We start from the raw sequence: 20,188 nt of genomic DNA on the forward strand, positions 1-20,188 counted from the left end.
GCGTGCATGCTCGGCTCTGGACACCCCCTGCGCCCCGAATGAGGGGATACGGCGGGGCTTCGGCGTGTACGGAGAGAGAGCGGGTGCGACGCGATGCGAGGTAGGGACCGGAGAGGGTTCGTGACGGGTGCGGCCGGGGCGGTCGCGGGGGTGGTGGGAGCGGTGGCGGTGGCCGGTGACGCGGCCGCGCGGCCCCGGCGGGCGCGGGGTTGGCCGGGGTCCGCCGCCGCGCGCGACGTGGTGCGGCGCGAGCTGCGCGGCGTGTGGGTGGCGACCGTCGCCAACACGGACTGGCCGTCGAGGCCGGGCCTGTCCGCCACCGCGCAGCGGGCCGAGCTGACCGCCCTCCTCGACCGGGCGGTGGCGCGGAAGCTGAACGCGGTGATCCTCCAGGTCCGCCCGACCGCCGACGCGCTGTGGCCCTCCGCGTACGAGCCCTGGGCCGAGTGCCTGACCGGGGCACAGGGCAAGGACCCCGGCTGGGACCCGCTGGGCACCGCCGTCCAGGAGGCGCACGACCGGGGCCTGGAACTGCACGCCTGGTTCAACCCGTACCGGGTCGCCAACCACACCGACCCGTCCCGGCTGACCGCCTCCCACCCCGCGCGCCGCAATCCCGGCTGGGTGCTCCCGTACGGCGGCAAGCTCTACTACAACCCGGGCCTGCCCGAGGTCCGCGCCTTCGTCCAGGACGCGATGCTCGACGCGGTCCGCCGCTACGACATCGACGCCGTGCACTGGGACGACTACTTCTACCCGTACCCGGTGGCCGGCCAGAGCTTCGCGGACGGCGCCGCCTACGAGAAGTACGGCGCCGGCTTCCCGGACCGGGCGGCCTGGCGCCGTGACAACACGGACCGGCTGGTGCGCGAGATGTCCGAGCGCCTGAAGTCGCTGAAGCCCGGTGTCCGCTTCGGGATCAGCCCCTTCGGCGTCTGGCGCAACGCGGACACGGACCCGGCGGGCTCGCGGACGAGGGCGGGGGTGCAGACGTACGACGATCTGTACGCGGACACGCGCGGCTGGATCAAGAAGGGCTGGCTGGACTACGTGGTCCCGCAGCTGTACTGGCACATCGGCAACGCCGCCGCCGACTACGCCGAACTCGTGCCGTGGTGGTCCGACACGGTACGCGGGACGGGCGTCGACCTCTTCATCGGCGAGGCGCTGTACAAGTGCGGCGACCCGACCCAGCCCGCCGCCTGGCAGGACCCGGCGGAGCTGTCCCGCCACATCGACCTCGCGGCCCGGCACGACCAGGTCCGCGGCCACGCGTACTTCTCGGCGAAGAGCGTGGCGGCGGACCGGATCGGCGCGATGGACCGGGTGGTCGCCGACCACTACCGCTCGCGCGCGAGGCCGCCGCGCTGAGGGTCGGCGGTCAGGTGATGTCGGTGTCCCGGCCCGCCGTGCAGCCCGTGTGCTGGACGACGGTGTCGGGGCCCGGTGCGAGCAGATGTTCGTGTCCGTCGCCGAAGCGGACGCGGTACGGGGGAGTGCCCCGGTCTCCGAGCACTTCCACGATCTCCGCGACCCGGTCGTGCTGCCCCACGGTCCTGCCGTGCGTCAGCAGCCGGTCGCCCTTGTGTGCCTCCATCGGGAGTGACCTCCTCGGGTGGCGTTGCGTGCCGTACTGCAGACCAGTCTAGGACCGGGTGCGCGTCGCGCGCTGGGTGAGCGCGATGCAGACCAGGACCGCGACGGCCGCCACCGGGGCCGCCGCCGCGATCTCCTCGCCGAGCAGGAAGAACGACCAGAACAGCGTCAGCAGCGGCTGCGCGAGCTGGAGCTGGCTGGCCCGGGCTACCCCGATCTCGGCCATGCCCCGGTACCAGACGTACAGCCCGAGGAACGTGGAGCCGGCCGCCACCCAGACCAGCCCGACGACCCCGTGCACGCCGAGCCGCACCGGCTCGTACGCCAGCGCGACGGCGGCGCCCGCGAGGTTGAGCGGCAGCGTGAGGATCAGTGCCCAGCCGGTCACCTGCCAGCCCGGCAGCACCTTCGCCAGCCTGCCGCCCTCGGTGTACCCGGCCGCGCACACCAGCAGCGCGCCGAACAGGAAGAGGTCCCCGGCCGACAGCGCCCCGCCGCTCTGCGCCACGGTGAAGGCGATCACCACGGCCGCCCCGGCCAGCGCCGCCGCCCAGAAGGCGCGGGGCGGGCGCGTCCCGGTCCGCAGCGAGGAGAAGACCGCCGTGGTCAGCGGGAGCAGCCCCCCGACCACCGCGGCGTGCGAGGTCGTGGACGTCCGCAGCGCCAGCGTCGTCAGCAGCGGGAAGCCGACCACCACCCCGCCGGCCACGACGGCGAGCCCCGCCCAGTGCTCCCGGGCGGGCACCCGGACCCGGGCCGCGAGGAGGAATCCGCCGGACAGCACCGCCGCGAGCAGGCTCCGCAGCGCCACCAGGGACCAGGGGCCGAAGCTCTCCAGACCCCAGGCGGTGGAGGGGAAGGTCAGCGAGAACGTCACCACGCCCAGCAGTGCGAGCAGCGTGCCCCGGCGTGCCGGGGCGGAAGCCGGGGCGGAGATCGCGGCGGGCGGGCGTGGGCGGCCTTCGTCGGGAGCGGCCGCTATCGTGTTCGGCGCAGTAGCGCTACTCTCTGCTCTCATGCATGAGCGTAGCAGCGTGGCGGACTTGGTCGCAGCCCTGCGGTCCGAGCTGGACCGCTACTCCCCGGGTGAGAAGCTGCCGTCCAGTCGGGCCCTGGTGAAGCGCTTCCGGGCGAGCCCCGTGACCGTGTCGCGGGCCGTTGCCCAGCTCGCCGCCGAAGGGCTCGTCGTGACCCGGCCCGGTTCCGGCGCCTACCGGGCGCAGCCGTCCGCCCGTCCGGCGCCCCCGGCCGGGGACACCTCCTGGCAGGAGGTCTCGCTCAGCGGCGACGGCTCCCCGGAGGCGGTGCCCCGCAGCGTCGACGCGTCCGGCCTCCTGGTCAGCCTCGTCCCGCCGCCCACCGGGGTCATCGAGCTCAACGGGGGCTATCTGCACGCCTCGCTCCAGCCCGAACGGGCCCTGGCCGCCGCCCTGGCCCGGGCCGGCCGCCGCCCGGGGGCGTGGAGCCGGCCGCCGGTCGACGGGCTCACCGAGCTGCGCGCCTGGTTCGCCCGCGACATCGGGCCCTCGCTCGGCGCCGCCGACGTGCTGGTCACTGCGGGCGGGCAGAGCGCCCTGGCCACCGCGCTGCGGGCCCTCGCCCCGCCCGGCGCGCCGGTGCTGGTCGAGTCGCCCACGTACCCCGGCATGCTGGCCGCCGCCCGCGCGGCCGGGCTGCGGCCGGTGCCGGTCCCGGTGGACTCCGAGGGGGTCCGGCCCGACCTGCTCGCCGCCGCCTTCCGGGCGACCGGCGCCCGCGTCTTCGTCTGCCAGCCGCTGTTCCAGAACCCGACGGGCACAGTGCTCTCCTTGGCCCGGCGCCCCGAGGTCGTCCGGATCGCCCGGGAGGCGGGGGCCTTCGTCATCGAGGACGACTTCGCCCGCCTCCTCGCGCACGACGACGCGGGCCCGCTGCCGGCGCCGCTCGCCGCCGACGACCCCGACGGCGTCGTCGTCCACACCCGCTCGCTCACCAAGGCCGCCTCGCCCAGCCTGCGGGTGGGCGCGCTGGCCGCCCGGGGCCCGGCCCTGGAGCGACTGCGCTCCATCCAGGTCGTGGACAGCTTCTTCGTCCCCCGGCCGCTCCAGGAGGCCGCGCTCGAACTGGTCGGCTCGCCCGCCTGGGCCCGCCACCTGCGCGCCGTGTCCGCCGAGCTCGGCGCCCGCCGTACGGCGATGACGGCGGCGCTGCGGACGGCCCTGCCGGGCCTCGGCCTCCCGCACATCCCGTCCGGCGGCGGCTACCTCTGGCTGACCCTGCCCGGATCCGAGGCGGGCACGGACGAGTCCACGATGGTCCAGGAGGCCCTGCGCGCGGGCGTGGCCGTCGCCCCGGGGCGCCCGTACTTCTCCGCCGAACCCCCGGCCCCGCACATCCGCCTGAGCTTCGCCTCGGTCGCCGGGCCGCCCGAGATCACGGAGGGCGTACGCCGACTGCGTACGGCCTGGGAGGGCACCCCCGCCGCCCTGATACCTACTCGGGCGTAGGAGTGCCCGAACGACCTCTTGACCCGCGTCGCGATCCGCCTCACGATCGCGGCCATGAGTGTTCGGGTCACGCTCCTCGCCGCGGCGCGCGGCTCCGCCCTGCTCGGTGAGCGCTTCGATGACGACCGGCCGCTCGACGAGGCCGGCTGGTACGCGGTGCAGTTCGCCGCCCCGGCCCTGGCGCCCCTGGGCTCCGCCGAGCTGCGCTACTGCTCGCCGACCCCGCGCAGCCGCGCCACCGGTGAGGCATTGGGCTTCCGCCCGCTGGTGCAGCCGGCCCTGCGCGACTGCGACATGGGGCGCTGGCGCGGCCGTACGCTCGCCGAGGTCACCGCCCTCGAACCGGCGGCCGTGGACGCCTGGCTGGCGGACCCGCGTTCCGCGCCGCACGGAGGTGAGCCGCTGCTCGCGTTCATCTCGCGGATCGGCGGCTGGCTGGACACCCGCCCCGCCTGCGACGGCGCGATCGTCGCCGTCGCCGAACCCGCCGTGGTCCGGGCCGCCCTCGTCTACGCGCTGAAGGCCCCGCCCTCCACGTACTGGAACGTCGACGTCGGCCCGCTCTCCACCGTCACCCTCACCGGCCGCTCGCGCCGCTGGAGCCTGCGCCTGGAATAGGCGAAGACCCGTCGGAGCCCTCCGTGTCGATGTGCGGCAGCACCCGGTCCAGCCACCTCGGCGACCACCACGCCGCGCGCCCCAGCAGCGTCATCACGGCCGGGACGAGCAGCAGCCGTACGACCGTGGCGTCGACCAGCACACTGACCGCGAGGCCCAGGCCCAGCATCTTGACCACGATGTCGTCGCTGAGGATGAACGCGGCGAAGACGCTGACCATGATGAGCGCGGCACAGGTGATCACCCGGGCCGTGATCTCCAGGCCGTGCGCCACCGCGTCCCGGCTGTCCCGGGTGCGCAGCCACGCCTCGTGCACCCGGGAGATCAGGAACACCTCGTAGTCCATGCTCAGCCCGAAGACGATGGCGAACATCATCATCGGCACGTAGCTCTCGATCGGCACCGTCCCGGACACGCCCAGCGAGGGCCCGCCCCAGCCCCACTGGAAGACCGCCACCACCACCCCGTACGAGGCGGCGATCGAGAGGAGGTTGAGGACGGCGGCCTTCAGCGCGACGAGCACACCCCGGAAGACGATCAGGATGATGAGGAAGGCGAGGCCCACCACGACGGCGATGATCCCGGGCAGCCGGGCCGCGATGATCGCGAGGAAGTCCTCCTGGGCGGCGGTCGTCCCGGTCACATAGCCCGAGGCGGCCGTCCCCGACACGCCCTCCGGGAGCGCGTCGTCCTTGAGGCGCTTGAACAGGTCCGTCGTCCCCGCGTCCTGCGGGGCGTCCTTCGAGACCGCGGTCCCGACGAGCAGCGCGTCGTCACCCGTCGGCTGGAGCGCGCTGACGCTCGCCGCGCCCGGCACGTCCGTGAGCGCCTTCTTCAGGTTCGACGCGAGCGCCGAACGGTCCGCGTCCGGCACCGACCGCTGGTCGACCACCAGGGTGAGCGGTCCGATGGCGCCGGGCCCGAAGGCCGAGGAGACCAGGTCGAAGGCGCGCCGGTCCGTGAAGCTCGTCGGATCCGCCCCGTCGTCGATGTGCCCGAGCCGGATCGAGAACAGCGGGATGGCCAGGACGCCCACCACGACCGCCCCGGCGACCAGGAACCACCACGGCCGCCGCTCGACCCGGCGGGCGTAGTGGTGCCAGCCGCCCTGCTGGGCGACGCCCGCCCCGGCCCCGCCCTCGGCGACCGGCGGCCGGACCCGGAGGCGGTCGATCCGCCGGCCGACGAGTCCCAGCAGGGCGGGGACCAGGGTGAGCGCGCCGAGGACGGCGGTGACGACGGTGACCGCGGCGGCGGCCCCGAGCTTGCCGATGAACGTCACGCGCGAGACGTACAGCCCGGCGAGCGCGACGACGACGGTGCCGCCGGAGACCAGCACGGCGCGCCCGCTGGTGGCCACCGCCCGCCCGGCCGCCCGCACGGGATCGTCGCCGTCCATGACGAGCTGGCGGTGGCGGGTGATCAGGAAGAGCGCGTAGTCGATGCCGACGCCGAGCCCGATCATGGTGGCGAGCGTGGGCGAGACACTGGCGAAGGTGGTGAGCGCGGCCAGCAGCCCCAGACAGCTCACCCCCACGATCACCGCGACCAGCGCGGTGACCAGCGGCATGCCCGCGGCGATGACGCTCCCGAAGCCGATCAGCAGGACGACCACCGCGACCGCGAAGCCGATGGCCTCGCTGGTGAAGTCCTTGGTCTCGGGCCGGGCGAGCTCGCCGAGCGGACCGCCGTACTCCACCTGTACACCGGTGCTCCGCAGCGGCTTCACCGCCGTGTCGACCTGGTCGAGGTAGGAGTCGTCCAGCGAGGTCGGGTTCACGTCGAACCGGACGGTGATGTACGCGGTCTTCCCGTCCTTCGACAGCGCGGTGGACGAGGAGGAGGACGACGAGGGCAGCGGGTTCCGGGCGGACAGGACGTGCGGCAGCTTCTCCAGGTTCCCGACCACCTCGCCGACCTGGTCGCTCACGTCCGTCAGTGGTTTCTGCGCGTCGTGCAGGACCACCTGCGCGCCGGTGCCGCCCGCGGCCGGGTCGTGCGCCCGCAGCAGGTCGGCTCCGGTGCCGGACTGCGTACCGGACAGATCGAAGTCGTCGGAGTACGTGCCTCCGAAGGCGCTCTGCAGGACGTGCAGCCCGCCGAGCGCCAGCAGCCACAGGACGAGGACCACCACACCATGGCGGGCGCACCACTCACCGAGCCGGAGGAGCCGCCCGCGCCGCCCCGCCCCTGCCTCATACGTACTCACGCCGCGAACGTAGAGGCCCTACGCGGGGCGGCCGGTGCGACACGTTCAGCCGCCGGCGCGGTTCCACCGCACGGAGGTCACTCGGCCGTGCCGGACGTCTTCTTCTTGGAGACGAGGATCGAGAGCGCGTAGGTGATGGCCTGTTCGGCGGCCGCCTTGTCGACGCCGAGGCCGCTGAGCACACCGGAGCCGTCCTCGTACTCCAGCAGGGCGAGCAGGATGTGCTCGGTGCCGACGTAGTTGTGCCCCATCCGCAGCGCCTCGCGGAAGGTCAGCTCCAGCGCCTTGCGCGCGTCACCGTTGTACGGGATCAGCTCGGGGAGCTCGCCCCCGGTGGCCGGGGGCAGCGCCTCTGTGGCCGCCTGCCGGACGGTGTCCAGGGCGACGCCCTGCGCCTTGACGAACGCCGCCGCCAGGCCCTCGGGCTCGCTGAGCAGGCCGAGGACGAGGTGTTCGGTGCCGATCTCGGCGTTGCCGGCCGCCCGGGCCTCGTTCTGGGCCGCCATCACCACGTTCTTGGCGCGCTGTGTGAAGCGGCCGAAGCCCTGGCCCGGGTCGAGGGCGGTGCCCTCGCCGGGGGCCTTGGCGACGAAGCGCTTCTGGGCGGCCTGCCGGGTCACGCCCATGCTCTTGCCGATGTCGGTCCAGGAGGCGCCGGAGCGGCGCGCCTGGTCCACGAAGTGGCCGATGAGGTGGTCGGCGACGTCGCCGAGGTGGTCGGCGGCGATGACGGCGTCCTGAAGCTGGTCCAGGGCGTCGGAGTGCACCTTCTTGATGGCCGCGATCAGGTCGTCCAGGCGGACGGGCTGCGACGGCACTACGGGATTCGTCATGTGTCAACCGTAAGTTGACAGTCATCGAGTGTCAACCAATGGTTGACAGTGCACGTGTTTCCGAATGCGGAAACGCGCCGCCCCGACGGGAAACGTCGGGGCGGCGCGTTCGGTCAGCCGGAGAGCCGGGATCAGAGGATGCCGGAGTCCGCGATGGTGATCTTCGCCTTGGTGCGGCCGCTCTGCGAGCCGAGGCCCTCGATGTGCTTGACCAGGATCATGCTGTCCTCGTCGGCGACCTCGCCGAAGACGACGTGCTTGCCGTCCAGCCAGGACGTCACGATCGTGGTGACGAAGAACTGCGAACCGTTCGAGTTCGGACCGGCGTTGGCCATCGAGAGCAGGCCCGGCTTGGTGTGCGCCAGCTCGAAGTTCTCGTCGGGGAACTTGTTGCCGTAGATGCTCTTGCCGCCCGTGCCGTCGCCGCGCGTGAAGTCGCCGCCCTGGAGCATGAACTGCGGGATGACCCGGTGGAAGGAGGAGCCCTTGTAACCGAAGCCGTTCTGGCCGGTCGCCAGCTGGCGGAAGTTCTCGGCGGTCTTGGGAACGATGTCGTCGAACAGATTGAAGACGATCCGCCCGGCGGGCGCGTCGTCAATGGTGATGTCGAAGAAAACCTGGCTCGTCATGGATCCCATCCTGACATCTCCCCGGAGCGACCCGGAAACCCGGCCCGTCAGATACCGGTGCTCCCGTCGATCCGCTCCCGGAGCAGATCGGCGTGACCGCTGTGGCGGGCGTACTCGCCGATCATGTGGTGATAGATCCAGCGGAGCTTCACCTCGCCGCCCATGAAGGGGGCCGAGTCCTCCGGTGAGCGCCCGGCGCAGACCGCGCGGGACGCGGCGACCTCCTCCCGCCAGACCGCCAGGGCGTCGGCGAAGGCGGCGTCCGCGGGGAGGTCGAACCCCCCGCTGTGGGCCCCCGGACCGGCCGGCGGGCCGTACAGCGGCGGCACGTCCTCACCGGTCAGGACCCGCCGGAACCAGTTCCGCTCGACCTCCGCGAGGTGCTGGACGAGCCCCATTGGCGTCAGCGACGACGGCGCTACGGAGGCGCTGCGCGCCTGCGCGTCGGTGAGGTCCTCGCACTTCTGGGCCACGGTGGCCCGGTAGAAGTCGAGCCAGCTCTCCAGGCCGGTGCGCTCGTCGGCGTCGAGGGGCGGCATCGGGCGTTCGGTGTGCGTCATGCTCGCCGATGCTGCCAGGCGGGTCCGACAACGACCCGGTCACGGCCTCCGGCGGGGCTTCCCGCGCTTGGCGGCGGCGCCGCGAGCGCCCTTGGCGGCCTTGGAGCCGCCGGAGCCTCCCGCGCCGCCCCGGGAGCTCTTCCCCGACCCCGTACCGGAGGCGCGCTTCGCCTTGTCCTTCGCCTTCGGCTGAGCGGCGGGCGCCGCCCCCGCCCGGCCGCGCGAGCTGTTCACCGTACGGCCGCGGACGATGCCGATGAAGTCCTCCACCTGGTCGGTGGTCTTCTCCTGCGGCCAGGACAGCGCGACGCGCGACTCCGGCCCGTCCGTCAGCGGCCGGTACGTCAGGTCCTTGCGGTGGTGCAGCCGGGCCAGCGACTGGGGGACCACGAGGACCCCGATCCCCGCCGCGACCAGCTCGACGGCGTCCCCCGTGCTCGCCGGCCGCTCCAGCGCCGGGCGGCCGGGCAGCTGCTCCCAGGGCAGGGCGTCGTCCATCGGGTGGAGCACGATCTCGTCGGCCAGCTCCGCGACCGACACCTCGTCCACCGCCGCGATCAGGTGGTCCTTCGGGACCACGACGACCGTGGTCTCCGTGTACAGCGGGATCGCGCTGAGATCCGTGCCCTCCACCGGCAGCCGGAGGAACGCCGCGTCGGCGTCACCGGCGCGCAGCAGCTCCTGGGCGCCGTGCGCGGGGACCTGGACGAGGGCCAGGGGGAGGTCCGGCAGGCGCTCGTTCCAGATCCGCACCCATTTGGCGGGAGTCACTCCGGGGACGTACGCCAGCCGGAACGGGGAGGTCGCTTCGGGGCCTGTCACCCCGCCAGGCTACCGGCCGTGGTCGAGGGCGCCGCACGCGCTGGATACCCTTGACCCCATGAAGTCCCACCAGACCGCCCAGACGATGAAGCCCGCCACCGCGGCGAAGAAGCTGGGTGTGTACCTCGACGCCACCCCCGCCGAATTCCAGGAGGGTGTCGTCTCGCGCGCCGAGCTGGCGGCCCTCCAGGCCGATCCGCCCGAGTGGCTGCGCGACCTGCGGAACAACGGCCCGCACCCCCGCCCGGTCGTCGCGTCCAAGCTGGGCGTATCCATCTCGGGCCTGGCCCGCGGCGGGATCACCGAGGCGCTGACCACCGAGCAGATCGACGCCCTGAAGCAGGACAACCCCGAGTGGCTGCAGAAGGAGCGCACCACCCAGGCGGACGTCCGCAAGGAGAACATCCGCATCAAGGAGCGGAACACCGAGCGCGAGGCCAAGGACCGCGACGAGAGCGCCTGACGCCCGGAGAGAGAAACGTGTGAGGGGCCCGTTCCGCGTCTGCGGAACGGGCCCCTCGGCCGTGGCTCAGTAGCTGTAGAGCCCGGCCCCGTTGTCACCCGCCAGGTTCAGGCCGAACCGGGCCTTCTTCGCCAGGATGCCCAGGTCGACCGGGTTGAAGGCGAGGGCGCCGGTCGTCGTCGGCCCCGTCGGGGTGCCGCGCAGCGACCACACCGCACCGCCGTCCGCGATCGCCTCCAGGTCCTCGTCCGGCGCACCGGCCGTCAGCTCCGCCCTGCCGTCCCCGGTGACGTCCAGCAGCCGCACCGAAGCGCCGAAGTGGTCGCCCTTCTCCGCCACCCCGGGCATGCCCGCCGTGTCCTGGTGGAACGACTTGGAGCCGGTGCCGCTCAGGCCGCCGGGCCCGCCCTTCAGCAGGACCACCGCGCCCGCCCCCGCCTTCGACTCCAGGGCCTCGAACGGCACGCCCACCGCGAGGTCGTCGTAGCCGTCGCCGTTGACGTCGCCCGCGCTGAGCCGGGCGCCGAACTGGTCGCCCTTCTCGCCCACACCCGGGACGCCCGCGGTGTCCTGGGTGATCACCTTGGTCCGGGTGGTGCTCGGACCGGATGCGGAGCCGTAATAGATCTTGACGGTGCCCGGGTCCGTCGGGAAGTCCTCGTAGATGCCGTTCGGCACCACCCGGACGGCGAGATCGTCCTTGCCGTCCTTGTCGAAGTCGCCGACCGTCGGGGACGAGCCGGAGGGCAGCCGGGTGGAGGTCGTGGACAGGCCCTGGGGGGTGCCCGCCCAGAAGCTTCCCCCTTCGGCGTGCTCCTCGTAGCTGAAGAAGGTGCACAGGTCGTCGATGCCGTCGCCGTTGAAGTCGCCGACAGCGGGGTTGGACATGAAGTTGTCCGAGGTGAACATGGTCACCCGCTGCTCGCGGACCGGCTCCCCGGCCCGGCTGAACGGCCCGTACAGCACGCTTCGCTGTTCGAGGTCCCCGTCGCCCCAGCCGTGCGCCATCATCAGGTCCGCGTCGCCGTCGCCGTTGAAGTCGCCGGCGATGACGTTGTTCCCGATGTCGTTGCTCGCGGGGCCCTGGATGCGTACCGCGCCCGCGCCCGACAAACCGCTCGTGCGGCCCCACAGGATGATGACGGAGCCGAAGTTGTTCTGCTCCGGGACCGTCTCGCTGGTGTAGAGCGCGAGATCCGTCAGGCCGTCGTGGTCCAGGTCGGCGGGGATCATCCGGAAGCCGAAACCGTGGCCTTCGCCCGGGTCGCCCGGGACACCCGGCGTGCTCTGGTCGATGGTCGTCGTGCGCGCGGTGCTCAGACCCTGGGCGGAGCCGTAGGCGACGGTGAGGTAACCGGCGTAGGGCTGCCCGTCGACCGGGGCGTTGGGGGCCGCGACGACGACGTCCTGATACCCGTCCCCGTTGAAGTCCTCGCGGACGGTGGTGCCTGCCGATCCCCCGGCCGTGCCCGCGTGCGCGCCCCCCGGCGCTGCGACGGCCACACCGCCGGTCAGCGCCGTGGCGGCACATACGGCCACGGTCAGCATGGTGCGAATGCCCACAAAATTCTCCTTGGTCGCGTACGTGGAGCCAATGGCGTACGAGGTGTGAGGGCTCGCATAGGAGACACGTGCGAAGCGGAGAAGGTTGCACGGCGAACGAGAGGTGAACTCGGCGCGCGGCCAAGGGAGTCGGGGGCGGCCGACGACCGCCCCCGTACGCCTTTCTAGCGGCCGGCCAGCAGGGTGAGCGTGTCGATCACCCGGTTGGAGAAGCCCCACTCGTTGTCGTACCAGGCGGACACCTTGATGTGGCGTCCGTCGACCCGGGTGAGCTCCGAGTCGAAGATGGAGGACGCCGGGTTGCCGGTGATGTCGGCCGACACGAGCGGGTCCTCGGAGTATTCGAGTACGCCCGCGAGCGGGCCCTCGGCCGCCGTCCGGTACGCGTCGAGCACCTGATCGCGCGTCACGTCCCGCGCCACGGTGGTGTTCAGCTCCACGATCGAGCCGACCGGGACCGGCACCCGGATCGAGTCGCCCGACAGCTTGCCGTCCAGCCGGGGCAGCACGAGCCCGATCGCCTTCGCGGCGCCGGTCGTGGTCGGCACGATGTTGACGCCCGCGGCGCGGGCGCGGCGGGCGTCGCGGTGCGGGCCGTCCTGGAGGTTCTGCTCCTGGGTGTAGGCGTGCACGGTCGTCATGAAGGCGTGCTCGATGCCGGCGAGGTCGTCCAGCACCTTGGCGAGCGGCGCGAGCGCGTTGGTGGTGCAGGAGGCGTTCGACACGACCGTGTGCAGCTCGGGGTCGTACGCGTCGCTGTTGACGCCGTACGCGAGCGTCACGTCCGCCCCGTCCGAGGGAGCGGCGACCAGCACCCGCTTCGCGCCGGCGTCGAGGTGGGCGCGGGCGGCCTTCGCCGAGGTGAAGCGGCCGGTGGCCTCCACGGCGATGTCGACACCCAGCTCCGCCCAGGGCAGCCGCCCCGGCTCCCGCTCGGCGAGCACCTTGATGCGCCGGCCGTCCACGACGAGGGTGTCCCCGTCCACGGTGACCGGGCGGCCCAGCCGGCCCGCGGTGGTGTCGAACGCCAGCAGCCGGGCGAGGGTGGCGGGCTCCGAGAGGTCGTTGACGGCGACCAGGTCGAGGTCGCTGTCGCGCTCCAGCAGCGCGCGCAGCATGTTGCGTCCGATGCGGCCGAATCCGTTGATGGCGATGCGAGTCATGTGAGATGTCCCTTCTCTCTTCGCCCTCCACGATCGCGCTTGGCGCACGTCCCGGACAGCGGCGTGATCGCCACGGTCCGCAAGGATCCCGCCGGCCGGGGGTGGCGGCGGCAGGCCCTGTCCGCCCCTATTCGCCCCGGGCGGCCGTGTCCTCTATTCGCCCCGGGCGGCCGTGTCCTCTATTCGCCCCGGGCGAAGGTCCGCCGGTACTCGCTCGGGGTGGTGCCCAGGATGCGCTGGAAGTGCAGCCGCAGATTCGCGCCGGTCCCGAGCCCCACATCGGCGGCGATCTGCTCGACGGCCCGCTCCGAGCGTTCGAGGAGTTCGCGGGCCATGTCGATACGGGCCCGCATCACCCACTGCATCGGGGTGTACCCGGTGTCCTCGACGAACCGCCGTGAGAACGTGCGGGGCGACACCGCCGCGTGCCGGGCCAGCGCGTCGAGCGTGAGGGGTTCGCCGAGCCGGTGCAGCGCCCACTCCCGGGTGGCCGCGAACCGCTCGCCCAGCGGCTCGGGCACGCTGCGCGGCACGTACTGCGCCTGCCCGCCGCTGCGGTACGGGGCCGCGACGAGCCGCCGGGCCGCGTGGTTGGACGCGGCGATGCCGAGGTCGCCGCGCAGGACGTGCAGGCACAGGTCGATCCCGGACGCGGCGCCCGCCGAGGTGAGGACGCTGCCCTCGTCCACGAACAGCACGTTCTCGTCCACCCGGACCAGCGGGTACTTCGCGGCGAGCGCCCGTGTGTAGTGCCAGTGCGTGGTGGCCCGGCGGCCGTCGAGCAGCCCGGTAGCGGCGAGCGCGAACGCCCCGGTCGAGATGGCGGCGAGCCGCGCCCCCCGCGCGTGCGCGGCGACCAGTGCCTCGATCACGGCCCGGGGCGGATCCTCCCGGTCCGGCTGCCGGTACCCCGGTACGAAGACGATGTCCGCCCAGGCGAGCGCTTCGAGCCCGTGCGTCACGTGGTACGCGAGACCGTCGCCCCCGGTCACCGGCCCCGGGGCCGCCCCGCACACCCGTACCTCGTACGGCATGCTCGCCCGGGTCGTGAACACCTGGGCCGGGATGCCCACGTCGAGCGGCTTGGCCCCGTCGAGCACGAGGACGGCGACGCGGTGCAGACGGTCCATCAGTCGAGGCAGAACTCGTTGCCCTCGACGTCCTGCATGTTGAGGCAGGACTCGTTCTCCTCGTCGGCGAGCAGCAACTGCCCGCGCTCGGCGCCGAGCGGGAGCAACCGCGCGCACTCGGCCTCAAGGACGGCAAGCCGCTCCTCGCCCTTGAGCCCGGTGCCCACCCGGACATCGAGGTGCAGCCGGTTCTTGGCGACCTTGCCCTCGGGAACCTTCTGGAAGTACATGCGCGGACCGGCCCCGGTCGGGTCGGAGGCCGCGAACCACGTGTTCCGCTCCTCCGCCGGCAGCGAGGCGTTGTACGCGTCCCAGGAGTCGAACCCCTCCGGCGGCTCCGGCGCGACGTATCCGAGCACCTCGCACCAGAAACGCCCCACCCGCTCGGGGTCCGCGCAGTCGAAGGTCACCTGGAACCGGTTGATCTTTGTCATGGGGTCACCCTAGACGCGGGGCCCCGTGGTGCATCCAGCGGATTCTTTGCATAAAAGTGCATCGCTGCGTATAGTCATGCCATCGATGAGGAGGCTTTCATGGCGGTACGCGCAGCAGTGGCAGGAGCGAGCGGATACGCGGGCGGGGAACTGCTCCGTCTGCTGCTCGCCCACCCGGAGGTGGAGATCGGCGCACTCACCGCCAACTCCAACGCGGGACAGCCCCTCGGCGCGCTCCAACCGCACCTGCGCCCCCTGGCCGGCCGCATCCTCCAGCCCACCACCGCCGACGTGCTCGCCGGGCACGACGTCGTCTTCCTGGCCCTGCCGCACGGCCAGTCCGCCGCCGTGGCCGAACAGCTCGGTGACGACGTCCTGGTGGTGGACATGGGCGCCGACTTCCGCCTCCGGGACGCCGGTGACTGGGAGAAATTCTACGGCTCGCCGCACGCCGGCACCTGGCCCTACGGACTGCCCGAGCTGCCCGGCGGCCGCGCCGCCCTCGCCGGGACCAAGCGGATCGCGGTGCCGGGGTGCTACCCGACCGCCGTGTCGCTCGCGCTGTACCCGGCGTACGCGGCACAGCTCGCCGAGCCCGAGGCCGTGATCGTCGCCGCGTCCGGGACCTCCGGCGCCGGCAAGGCGGCCAAGCCGCACCTGCTCGGCTCCGAGGTGATGGGCAACATGTCGCCGTACGGCGTCGGCGGCGTCCACCGCCACACGCCCGAGATGATCCAGAACCTCAGCGCCGCCGCCGGCGAGCCGGTCACCGTCTCCTTCACGCCGACCCTCGCGCCCATGCCGCGCGGCATCCTCGCCACGTGCAGCGCGAAGGCGAAGCCCGGGGCGAGCGCCGAGAGCGTACGCGCCGCCTATGAGAAGGCGTACGCGGACGAGCCGTTCGTGGACCTGCTGCCCGAGGGGCAGTGGCCCGCCACCGCCGCCGTGTACGGCTCCAACGCCGTGCAGATCCAGGTCGCGTACGACGAGGCAGCCGGGCGGATCATCGTGATCAGCGCCATCGACAACCTCGCCAAGGGCACCGCGGGCGGGGCCCTGCAGTCCATGAACATCGCCCTCGGACTGCCCGAGGACACAGGTCTTTCCACGATCGGAGTCGCACCGTGAGCGTCACGGCAGCACAGGGATTCTCGGCGGCGGGCATCGCCGCCGGAATCAAGGAGAACGGCAACCCGGACCTGGCCCTCGTGGTCAACAACGGTCCGCGCCGCGCCGCCGCGGGCGTCTTCACCTCCAACCGCGTCAAGGCCGCGCCGGTCCTCTGGTCGGAGCAGGTCGTCAAGGGCGGCGAGGTCACCGCCGTCGTCCTCAACTCCGGCGGCGCCAACGCCTGTACGGGTCCGCAGGGCTTCCAGGACACCCACGCCACCGCCGAGAAGGCGGCCGAGGTCCTCCAGGGCCACAGCGCGGGCGAGATCGCCGTCGCCTCCACCGGGCTCATCGGCCTCCTTCTCCCCATGGACAAGCTGCTCCCGGGCATCGAGAAGGCGGCGGCGGCCCTCAGCGAGCACGGCGGCGAGAAGGCCGCCATCGCCATCAAGACCACCGACACCGTGCACAAGACCGCCGTCGCGGGCGGCGCGGGCTGGACCGTCGGCGGCATGGCCAAGGGCGCCGGCATGCTCGCCCCGGGCCTGGCCACCATGCTCGTCGTGCTCACCACCGACGCCGACGTGGACGCCGCCGGTCTGGACGCCGCCCTGCGCGACGCGACCCGCACCACCTTCGACCGGGTCGACTCCGACGGCTGCATGTCCACCAACGACACCGTGCTGCTGCTTGCCTCCGGCGCCAGCGGGATCGCCCCGGAGCAGAAGGAGTTCGCCGAGGCCGTCCGTACCGTCTGCGACGACCTGGCCCGGCAGCTGATCGGGGACGCCGAGGGCGCGTCCAAGGACATCCGGATCGAGGTCGTCAACGCCGCGACCGAGGACGACGCCGTCGAGGTGGGCCGCTCCATCGCCCGTAACAACCTCCTCAAGTGCGCCATCCACGGCGAGGACCCCAACTGGGGCCGGGTGCTCTCCGCCATCGGCACCACGAAGGCCGCCTTCGAGCCGGACGCGCTCAACGTCGCCATCAACGACGTCTGGGTCTGCCGGGGCGGCTCGGTCGGCGAGGACCGTGACCTGGTCGACATGCGCTTCCGGGAGGTCCGGATCACCGCCGACCTCGCCGCGGGCACCGAGTCCGCCGTCATCTGGGCCAACGACCTCACCGCGGACTACGTCCACGAGAACAGCGCGTACAGCTCATGACGGCGGCGCGGAAGCACACCGCACTCCCGAAGGCGCAGATCCTCATCGAGGCCCTGCCCTGGCTGACCCGGCACAACGGCAAGACCGTCGTCATCAAGTTCGGCGGCAACGCCATGATCGACGAGGAACTGAAGGCGGCCTTCGCCCAGGACGTCGTCTTCCTGCGCCACGCAGGGCTCAAGCCCGTCGTCGTGCACGGCGGCGGCCCCCAGATCAGCGCCCAGCTCGACAAGCAGGGCCTGGTCAGCGAGTTCAAGGCGGGCCTGCGCGTCACCACGCCCGAGGCGATGGACGTCGTCCGCATGGTGCTCGCCGGACAGGTCCAGCGCGAGCTGGTCGGCCTGCTCAACCAGCACGGGCCGCTCGCCGTCGGCATGACCGGCGAGGACGCCCACACCATCACGGCCATACAGCACCGGCCCACCATCGACGGCGAGCTGGTCGACATCGGCCGGGTCGGCGAGATCACCGCCATCGACACCGGCGCCATCCAGGCCCTGCTGGACGACGGCCGCATCCCGGTCATCTCCTCCATCGCCCGGTCCGCCGACGACAACCACGTCTACAACGTCAACGCCGACACCGCCGCCGCCGCACTCGCCGCCGCGCTGAACGCTGAGACGCTGATGGTCCTCACCGACGTCGAGGGCCTGTACGAGGACTGGCCCAACAGCGACGACGTGATCAGCCGGCTCACCGCCACCGAGCTGGAGAAGCTGCTGCCCGAGCTGTCCAGCGGCATGGTGCCCAAGATGCAGGGCTGCCTGCACGCCGTACGCAACGGGGTGGAGACCGCCCGCGTCATCGACGGCCGGGTCCAGCACTCGATCCTGCTGGAGATCTTCACCGACGAGGGAATCGGCACGATGGTCGTGCCCGACGCACAGGGGGAGTCATGAGCAACGCCGAGCTCGCGCAGCGCTGGCAGCACGCACTGATGGACAACTACGGCACCCCGAAGCTGTCCCTCGTGCGCGGCGAGGGCGCCCGCGTGTGGGACGCGGACGGCGCCGAATACCTCGACTTCGTCGGCGGCATCGCGGTCAACGCCCTGGGACACGGCCACCCCGCCGTCGTGGAGGCGGTCACCGCCCAGATCTCGACCCTCGGGCACGTGTCCAACCTGTACATCGCCGAACAGCCCGTCGCGCTCGCCGAACGGCTCCTCTCGCTCTTCGGCCGTACGGGCAAGGTCTACTTCTGCAACTCGGGAGCCGAGGCCAACGAGGCCGCGTTCAAGATCGGCCGGCTGACGGGGCGCACCCACATGGTCGCCACCGACGGCGGCTTCCACGGCCGGACCATGGGCGCGCTCGCGCTCACCGGCCAGCCCAAGAAGCGCGAGGCGTTCACCCCGCTCCCCGGCGACGTCACCCATGTGCCGTACGGGGACGTGGAGGCGCTGCGGTCCGCCGTCACCACCGACACCGCGCTCGTGATCATCGAGCCGGTCCAGGGCGAGAACGGCGTCGTCGTCCCGCCCAAGGGCTATCTGGAGGCCGCCCGGGAGATCACCCGGGCCACCGGCACCCTGCTCGTCCTGGACGAGGTCCAGACCGGTATCGGCCGGTGCGGCACGTGGTTCGAGCACCAGGCACACCAGGGCGTCGAGCCCGACGTCGTCACCCTCGCCAAGGGGCTCGGCGGCGGACTCCCGATCGGCGCCACGGTCGCCTTCGGCGCGGCGGCCGACCTCCTCGCACCCGGCGGGCACGGCACGACGTTCGGCGGCAACCCGGTCGCCTGCGCCGCCGGCCTCGCGGTCCTGGACACCCTCGCCGCCGACGGCGCCCTCGACCGGGTGAAGCGGCTCGGCGAGCGCATCCGGGAGGGCGTGGAGGGGCTGGGGCACCCCCTGGTCTCCCATGTCCGGGGCTCCGGGCTGCTGCTGGGTATCGTGCTCACCGAGCCCCTCGCGCCCCAGGCGCAGCAGGCGGCTCAGGGGGCCGGTCTCCTGGTGAACGCGCCCGCGCCCGACGTCCTGCGGCTGATGCCGCCGCTGACGATCGGCGACGCGGAGGTGGACGCGTTCCTCCGGGCGCTGCCGGATGCCCTCGACGCGGCATACGGGGACGGACGATCCGGACAGAAGCGCTCCGGAGAATGAGGCGACGACGATGACCGAGGCGCAGGAATCCGAGTTCGGCGGGCCTTCGGTGCCGCAGACCCGCACGGCGCGCCACCGCCGGATCGTGGACATCCTCAACCGGCAGCCGGTGCGCTCGCAGAGCCAGCTGGCCAAGCTCCTCAGCGACGACGGGCTGAGCGTGACCCAGGCGACGCTCTCCCGGGACCTGGACGAGCTGGGCGCGGTGAAGATCCGCAACACCGGCGGCGAGCTGATCTACGCGGTGCCGAGCGAGGGCGGTTTCCGCACCCCGCAGGCTCCGCTGGGCGGCTCCGCCAAGGAGGAGCGGATGCGGCGGCTCTCCGCCGAGCTGCTGATCTCGGCGGAGGCTTCGGCCAACCTGGTGGTGCTGCGTACGCCGCCGGGCGCCGCGCAGTTCCTCGCCTCGGCCATCGACCAGGCCGAACTGCACGACATCCTCGGCACCATCGCGGGCGACGACACGCTCATGCTGATCAGCCGCGACCCGGCCGGCGGGCAGGCGCTCGCCGACCATCTGCTGCGGCTGGCGCAGAACGAGCGTTAGTAGCCGGTGATCGCGGTCGCGCCGGCGACGGTGCCGATCGCGATGTGCGGGCTGCGGGCCGGGTCGGCCCAGGCCAGGATGCGGTCCATCGCGTCCGCCGGTACGGAGACGCAACCGGCGGTCGCCCCGGACCCGTTGACGTGCAGGAAGATGCCGGCGCCCCGGCCGCGTACCGGCTTGTCGTAGTTGAATCCGATGACGAGCGCCCGGGCGTACTGCGTGGGGTACGCGGTGATCTGCTCGGACTCCGAGGCCCGGCAGTCCGAGGGCAGTGGCTCGACCCAGCGGTTGTAGGCGGCGGCCTCGTTGTCCTCGCACCACCAGGACGTGGTGGTGGCCTGCCGGTACGAGTAGCGGGTGCCGGCGGGCGCGGCCTTGACCCCGAAGGCGTACGGCAGGTCGTAGAGACCGGTCGGCGTCGTGTACGTGCTCTGCTGACGGGTGCTGCCCTCGGTGAGCCCCTTCGAGCCGAACCGGGCGGCGGCGGTCCCGGCGGCGACCCACTTCCCGTCGCGCAGGTCCCACCAGGTGAGGGTGCCGACGGTGGACGAGGTGGAGTCCGCCATGGCGGTGATCAGCTGGGTGCCGCCGCCCGTGTCGGCGAGCCGGGTCGGCAGCGGGGCGGTGGCCAGCGGCGGCCGGCCGGCCCCGACGACGGTGCCGAGGGCCAGCAGGACAGCGGCGGTGGTCATAAGTCTTCGCATGCCAGGGACTTTAGGCCGCTCATCGTTCGGCCGCCCCCGAAACGT

Annotated in this window: 21 protein-coding genes; 9 read left to right on the plus strand and 12 right to left on the minus strand. The window is 72.6% G+C overall.

Going from position 1 to position 20,188, the window contains the following annotated elements; translation table 11 throughout:
• The first annotated feature begins 120 nt into the window (after nucleotides 1–120).
• The gene (locus OG867_RS27115; protein WP_406289227.1) at nucleotides 121–1,371 is read left to right on the plus strand and encodes a glycoside hydrolase family 10 protein; all 1,251 of its coding nucleotides are present in this window, start codon (nucleotides 121–123) and stop codon (nucleotides 1,369–1,371) included.
• 10 nt (nucleotides 1,372–1,381) lie between these two features.
• On the opposite strand, the gene OG867_RS27120 is transcribed toward OG867_RS27115, so the two are convergent.
• On the minus strand, nucleotides 1,382–1,597 hold the full coding sequence (locus OG867_RS27120) for a DUF1918 domain-containing protein (RefSeq protein WP_328899320.1): 216 nt from the start codon (nucleotides 1,595–1,597) through the stop codon (nucleotides 1,382–1,384).
• A 48-nt stretch (nucleotides 1,598–1,645) separates the two neighbouring features.
• A complete protein-coding gene (locus OG867_RS27125; protein ID WP_406289230.1) occupies nucleotides 1,646–2,614 on the minus strand; it encodes a DMT family transporter in 969 nt (322 codons plus the stop codon).
• On the opposite strand from OG867_RS27125, the gene OG867_RS27130 reads away from it, so the two are divergent.
• On the plus strand, nucleotides 2,613–4,082 hold the full coding sequence (locus OG867_RS27130) for a PLP-dependent aminotransferase family protein (RefSeq protein WP_406289233.1): 1,470 nt from the start codon (nucleotides 2,613–2,615) through the stop codon (nucleotides 4,080–4,082). The two genes, OG867_RS27125 and OG867_RS27130, sit on opposite strands and share 2 nt — an antisense overlap.
• Before the next feature lie 54 nt (nucleotides 4,083–4,136).
• On the plus strand, nucleotides 4,137–4,700 hold the full coding sequence (locus OG867_RS27135; RefSeq protein WP_328899317.1) for a histidine phosphatase family protein: 564 nt from the start codon (nucleotides 4,137–4,139) through the stop codon (nucleotides 4,698–4,700).
• Here OG867_RS27135 and OG867_RS27140 read toward each other — a convergent pair.
• The 5 genes from OG867_RS27140 to OG867_RS27160 all read right to left on the minus strand — a co-directional run bounded on the left by OG867_RS27140 (nucleotide 4,660) and on the right by OG867_RS27160 (nucleotide 9,753).
• Entirely contained in the window at nucleotides 4,660–6,909 is a 2,250-nt protein-coding gene (locus OG867_RS27140) for an MMPL family transporter (RefSeq protein ID WP_406289236.1), read from the minus strand. The genes OG867_RS27135 and OG867_RS27140 overlap by 41 nt on opposite strands.
• A gap of 77 nt (nucleotides 6,910–6,986) precedes the next feature.
• Nucleotides 6,987–7,742: a Clp protease N-terminal domain-containing protein gene (locus OG867_RS27145; RefSeq protein WP_406289239.1), complete on the minus strand. Its 756-nt coding sequence runs from the start codon at nucleotides 7,740–7,742 to the stop codon at nucleotides 6,987–6,989.
• A gap of 131 nt (nucleotides 7,743–7,873) precedes the next feature.
• Entirely contained in the window at nucleotides 7,874–8,371 is a 498-nt protein-coding gene (locus OG867_RS27150) for a peptidylprolyl isomerase (protein ID WP_328899314.1), read from the minus strand.
• A gap of 47 nt (nucleotides 8,372–8,418) precedes the next feature.
• The gene (locus OG867_RS27155) at nucleotides 8,419–8,931 is read right to left on the minus strand and encodes a DinB family protein (RefSeq protein WP_328899313.1); all 513 of its coding nucleotides are present in this window, start codon (nucleotides 8,929–8,931) and stop codon (nucleotides 8,419–8,421) included.
• 39 nt (nucleotides 8,932–8,970) lie between these two features.
• Entirely contained in the window at nucleotides 8,971–9,753 is a 783-nt protein-coding gene (locus OG867_RS27160) for a LysR family substrate-binding domain-containing protein (protein ID WP_406289242.1), read from the minus strand.
• Between the two features lie 58 nt (nucleotides 9,754–9,811).
• On the opposite strand from OG867_RS27160, the gene OG867_RS27165 reads away from it, so the two are divergent.
• Nucleotides 9,812–10,216 (plus strand): DUF5997 family protein, encoded by a 405-nt coding sequence (locus OG867_RS27165; RefSeq protein WP_406289245.1) that lies wholly within the window; start codon nucleotides 9,812–9,814, stop codon nucleotides 10,214–10,216.
• 66 nt (nucleotides 10,217–10,282) lie between these two features.
• On the opposite strand, the gene OG867_RS27170 is transcribed toward OG867_RS27165, so the two are convergent.
• From OG867_RS27170 to OG867_RS27185, 4 genes are all read right to left on the minus strand, one after another.
• A complete protein-coding gene (locus OG867_RS27170) occupies nucleotides 10,283–11,764 on the minus strand; it encodes an FG-GAP and VCBS repeat-containing protein (protein ID WP_406291191.1) in 1,482 nt (493 codons plus the stop codon).
• A gap of 179 nt (nucleotides 11,765–11,943) precedes the next feature.
• Nucleotides 11,944–12,942, minus strand: a complete 999-nt coding sequence (gene gap / locus OG867_RS27175; protein ID WP_406289248.1) for a type I glyceraldehyde-3-phosphate dehydrogenase — start codon at nucleotides 12,940–12,942, stop codon at nucleotides 11,944–11,946.
• 179 nt (nucleotides 12,943–13,121) lie between these two features.
• On the minus strand, nucleotides 13,122–14,072 hold the full coding sequence (locus OG867_RS27180; RefSeq protein WP_328899309.1) for a helix-turn-helix domain-containing protein: 951 nt from the start codon (nucleotides 14,070–14,072) through the stop codon (nucleotides 13,122–13,124).
• Nucleotides 14,072–14,506 (minus strand): VOC family protein, encoded by a 435-nt coding sequence (locus tag OG867_RS27185; protein WP_406289250.1) that lies wholly within the window; start codon nucleotides 14,504–14,506, stop codon nucleotides 14,072–14,074. The genes OG867_RS27180 and OG867_RS27185 overlap by 1 nt, the downstream gene beginning before the upstream one ends.
• A gap of 99 nt (nucleotides 14,507–14,605) precedes the next feature.
• Between OG867_RS27185 and argC the strand changes: the two genes are divergently transcribed.
• Genes argC through OG867_RS27210 form a run of 5 tightly spaced genes read left to right on the plus strand, consistent with a single transcriptional unit; the run spans nucleotide 14,606 to nucleotide 19,439 of the window.
• Complete coding sequence (argC, locus tag OG867_RS27190) at nucleotides 14,606–15,634, plus strand: N-acetyl-gamma-glutamyl-phosphate reductase (RefSeq protein ID WP_406289253.1); 1,029 nt, start codon at nucleotides 14,606–14,608, stop codon at nucleotides 15,632–15,634.
• On the plus strand, nucleotides 15,631–16,785 hold the full coding sequence (gene argJ, locus OG867_RS27195; protein WP_328899306.1) for a bifunctional glutamate N-acetyltransferase/amino-acid acetyltransferase ArgJ: 1,155 nt from the start codon (nucleotides 15,631–15,633) through the stop codon (nucleotides 16,783–16,785). The genes argC and argJ overlap by 4 nt, the downstream gene beginning before the upstream one ends.
• Entirely contained in the window at nucleotides 16,782–17,684 is a 903-nt protein-coding gene (gene argB / locus OG867_RS27200; RefSeq protein ID WP_328899305.1) for an acetylglutamate kinase, read from the plus strand. Before argJ ends, argB begins: the two co-directional genes overlap by 4 nt.
• Nucleotides 17,681–18,892, plus strand: a complete 1,212-nt coding sequence (locus tag OG867_RS27205; RefSeq protein WP_406289256.1) for an acetylornithine transaminase — start codon at nucleotides 17,681–17,683, stop codon at nucleotides 18,890–18,892. Before argB ends, OG867_RS27205 begins: the two co-directional genes overlap by 4 nt.
• A 10-nt stretch (nucleotides 18,893–18,902) precedes the next feature.
• A complete protein-coding gene (locus OG867_RS27210) occupies nucleotides 18,903–19,439 on the plus strand; it encodes an arginine repressor (RefSeq protein ID WP_018103822.1) in 537 nt (178 codons plus the stop codon).
• Here OG867_RS27210 and OG867_RS27215 read toward each other — a convergent pair.
• Complete coding sequence (locus OG867_RS27215; RefSeq protein WP_406289258.1) at nucleotides 19,436–20,143, minus strand: L,D-transpeptidase family protein; 708 nt, start codon at nucleotides 20,141–20,143, stop codon at nucleotides 19,436–19,438. The two genes, OG867_RS27210 and OG867_RS27215, sit on opposite strands and share 4 nt — an antisense overlap.
• Nucleotides 20,144–20,188: the final 45 nt, after the last annotated feature.

It is taken from the genome of Streptomyces sp. NBC_00209 (genome assembly GCF_045206345.1).
Lineage (GTDB): Bacteria > Actinomycetota > Actinomycetes > Streptomycetales > Streptomycetaceae > Streptomyces.

What these genes read in the sequence shown, in the direction of transcription:
- OG867_RS27205 (WP_406289256.1), top strand. Translation starts at nt 17,681, where the DNA reads ATGAGCAACGCCGAGCTCGCGCAGCGCTGGCAGCACGCACTGATGGAC.
- OG867_RS27180 (WP_328899309.1), bottom strand. Translation starts at nt 14,072, where the DNA reads ATGGACCGTCTGCACCGCGTCGCCGTCCTCGTGCTCGACGGGGCCAAG.
- OG867_RS27120 (WP_328899320.1), bottom strand. Translation starts at nt 1,597, where the DNA reads ATGGAGGCACACAAGGGCGACCGGCTGCTGACGCACGGCAGGACCGTG.
- OG867_RS27185 (WP_406289250.1), bottom strand. Translation starts at nt 14,506, where the DNA reads ATGACAAAGATCAACCGGTTCCAGGTGACCTTCGACTGCGCGGACCCC.
- OG867_RS27155 (WP_328899313.1), bottom strand. Translation starts at nt 8,931, where the DNA reads ATGACGCACACCGAACGCCCGATGCCGCCCCTCGACGCCGACGAGCGC.
- OG867_RS27150 (WP_328899314.1), bottom strand. Translation starts at nt 8,371, where the DNA reads ATGACGAGCCAGGTTTTCTTCGACATCACCATTGACGACGCGCCCGCC.
- argC (WP_406289253.1), top strand. Translation starts at nt 14,606, where the DNA reads ATGGCGGTACGCGCAGCAGTGGCAGGAGCGAGCGGATACGCGGGCGGG.
- OG867_RS27210 (WP_018103822.1), top strand. Translation starts at nt 18,903, where the DNA reads ATGACCGAGGCGCAGGAATCCGAGTTCGGCGGGCCTTCGGTGCCGCAG.
- gap (WP_406289248.1), bottom strand. Translation starts at nt 12,942, where the DNA reads ATGACTCGCATCGCCATCAACGGATTCGGCCGCATCGGACGCAACATG.
- argB (WP_328899305.1), top strand. Translation starts at nt 16,782, where the DNA reads ATGACGGCGGCGCGGAAGCACACCGCACTCCCGAAGGCGCAGATCCTC.
- OG867_RS27165 (WP_406289245.1), top strand. Translation starts at nt 9,812, where the DNA reads ATGAAGTCCCACCAGACCGCCCAGACGATGAAGCCCGCCACCGCGGCG.
- OG867_RS27170 (WP_406291191.1), bottom strand. Translation starts at nt 11,764, where the DNA reads ATGCTGACCGTGGCCGTATGTGCCGCCACGGCGCTGACCGGCGGTGTG.
- OG867_RS27125 (WP_406289230.1), bottom strand. Translation starts at nt 2,614, where the DNA reads ATGAGAGCAGAGAGTAGCGCTACTGCGCCGAACACGATAGCGGCCGCT.
- OG867_RS27135 (WP_328899317.1), top strand. Translation starts at nt 4,137, where the DNA reads ATGAGTGTTCGGGTCACGCTCCTCGCCGCGGCGCGCGGCTCCGCCCTG.
- OG867_RS27215 (WP_406289258.1), bottom strand. Translation starts at nt 20,143, where the DNA reads ATGCGAAGACTTATGACCACCGCCGCTGTCCTGCTGGCCCTCGGCACC.
- OG867_RS27130 (WP_406289233.1), top strand. Translation starts at nt 2,613, where the DNA reads ATGCATGAGCGTAGCAGCGTGGCGGACTTGGTCGCAGCCCTGCGGTCC.
- OG867_RS27145 (WP_406289239.1), bottom strand. Translation starts at nt 7,742, where the DNA reads ATGACGAATCCCGTAGTGCCGTCGCAGCCCGTCCGCCTGGACGACCTG.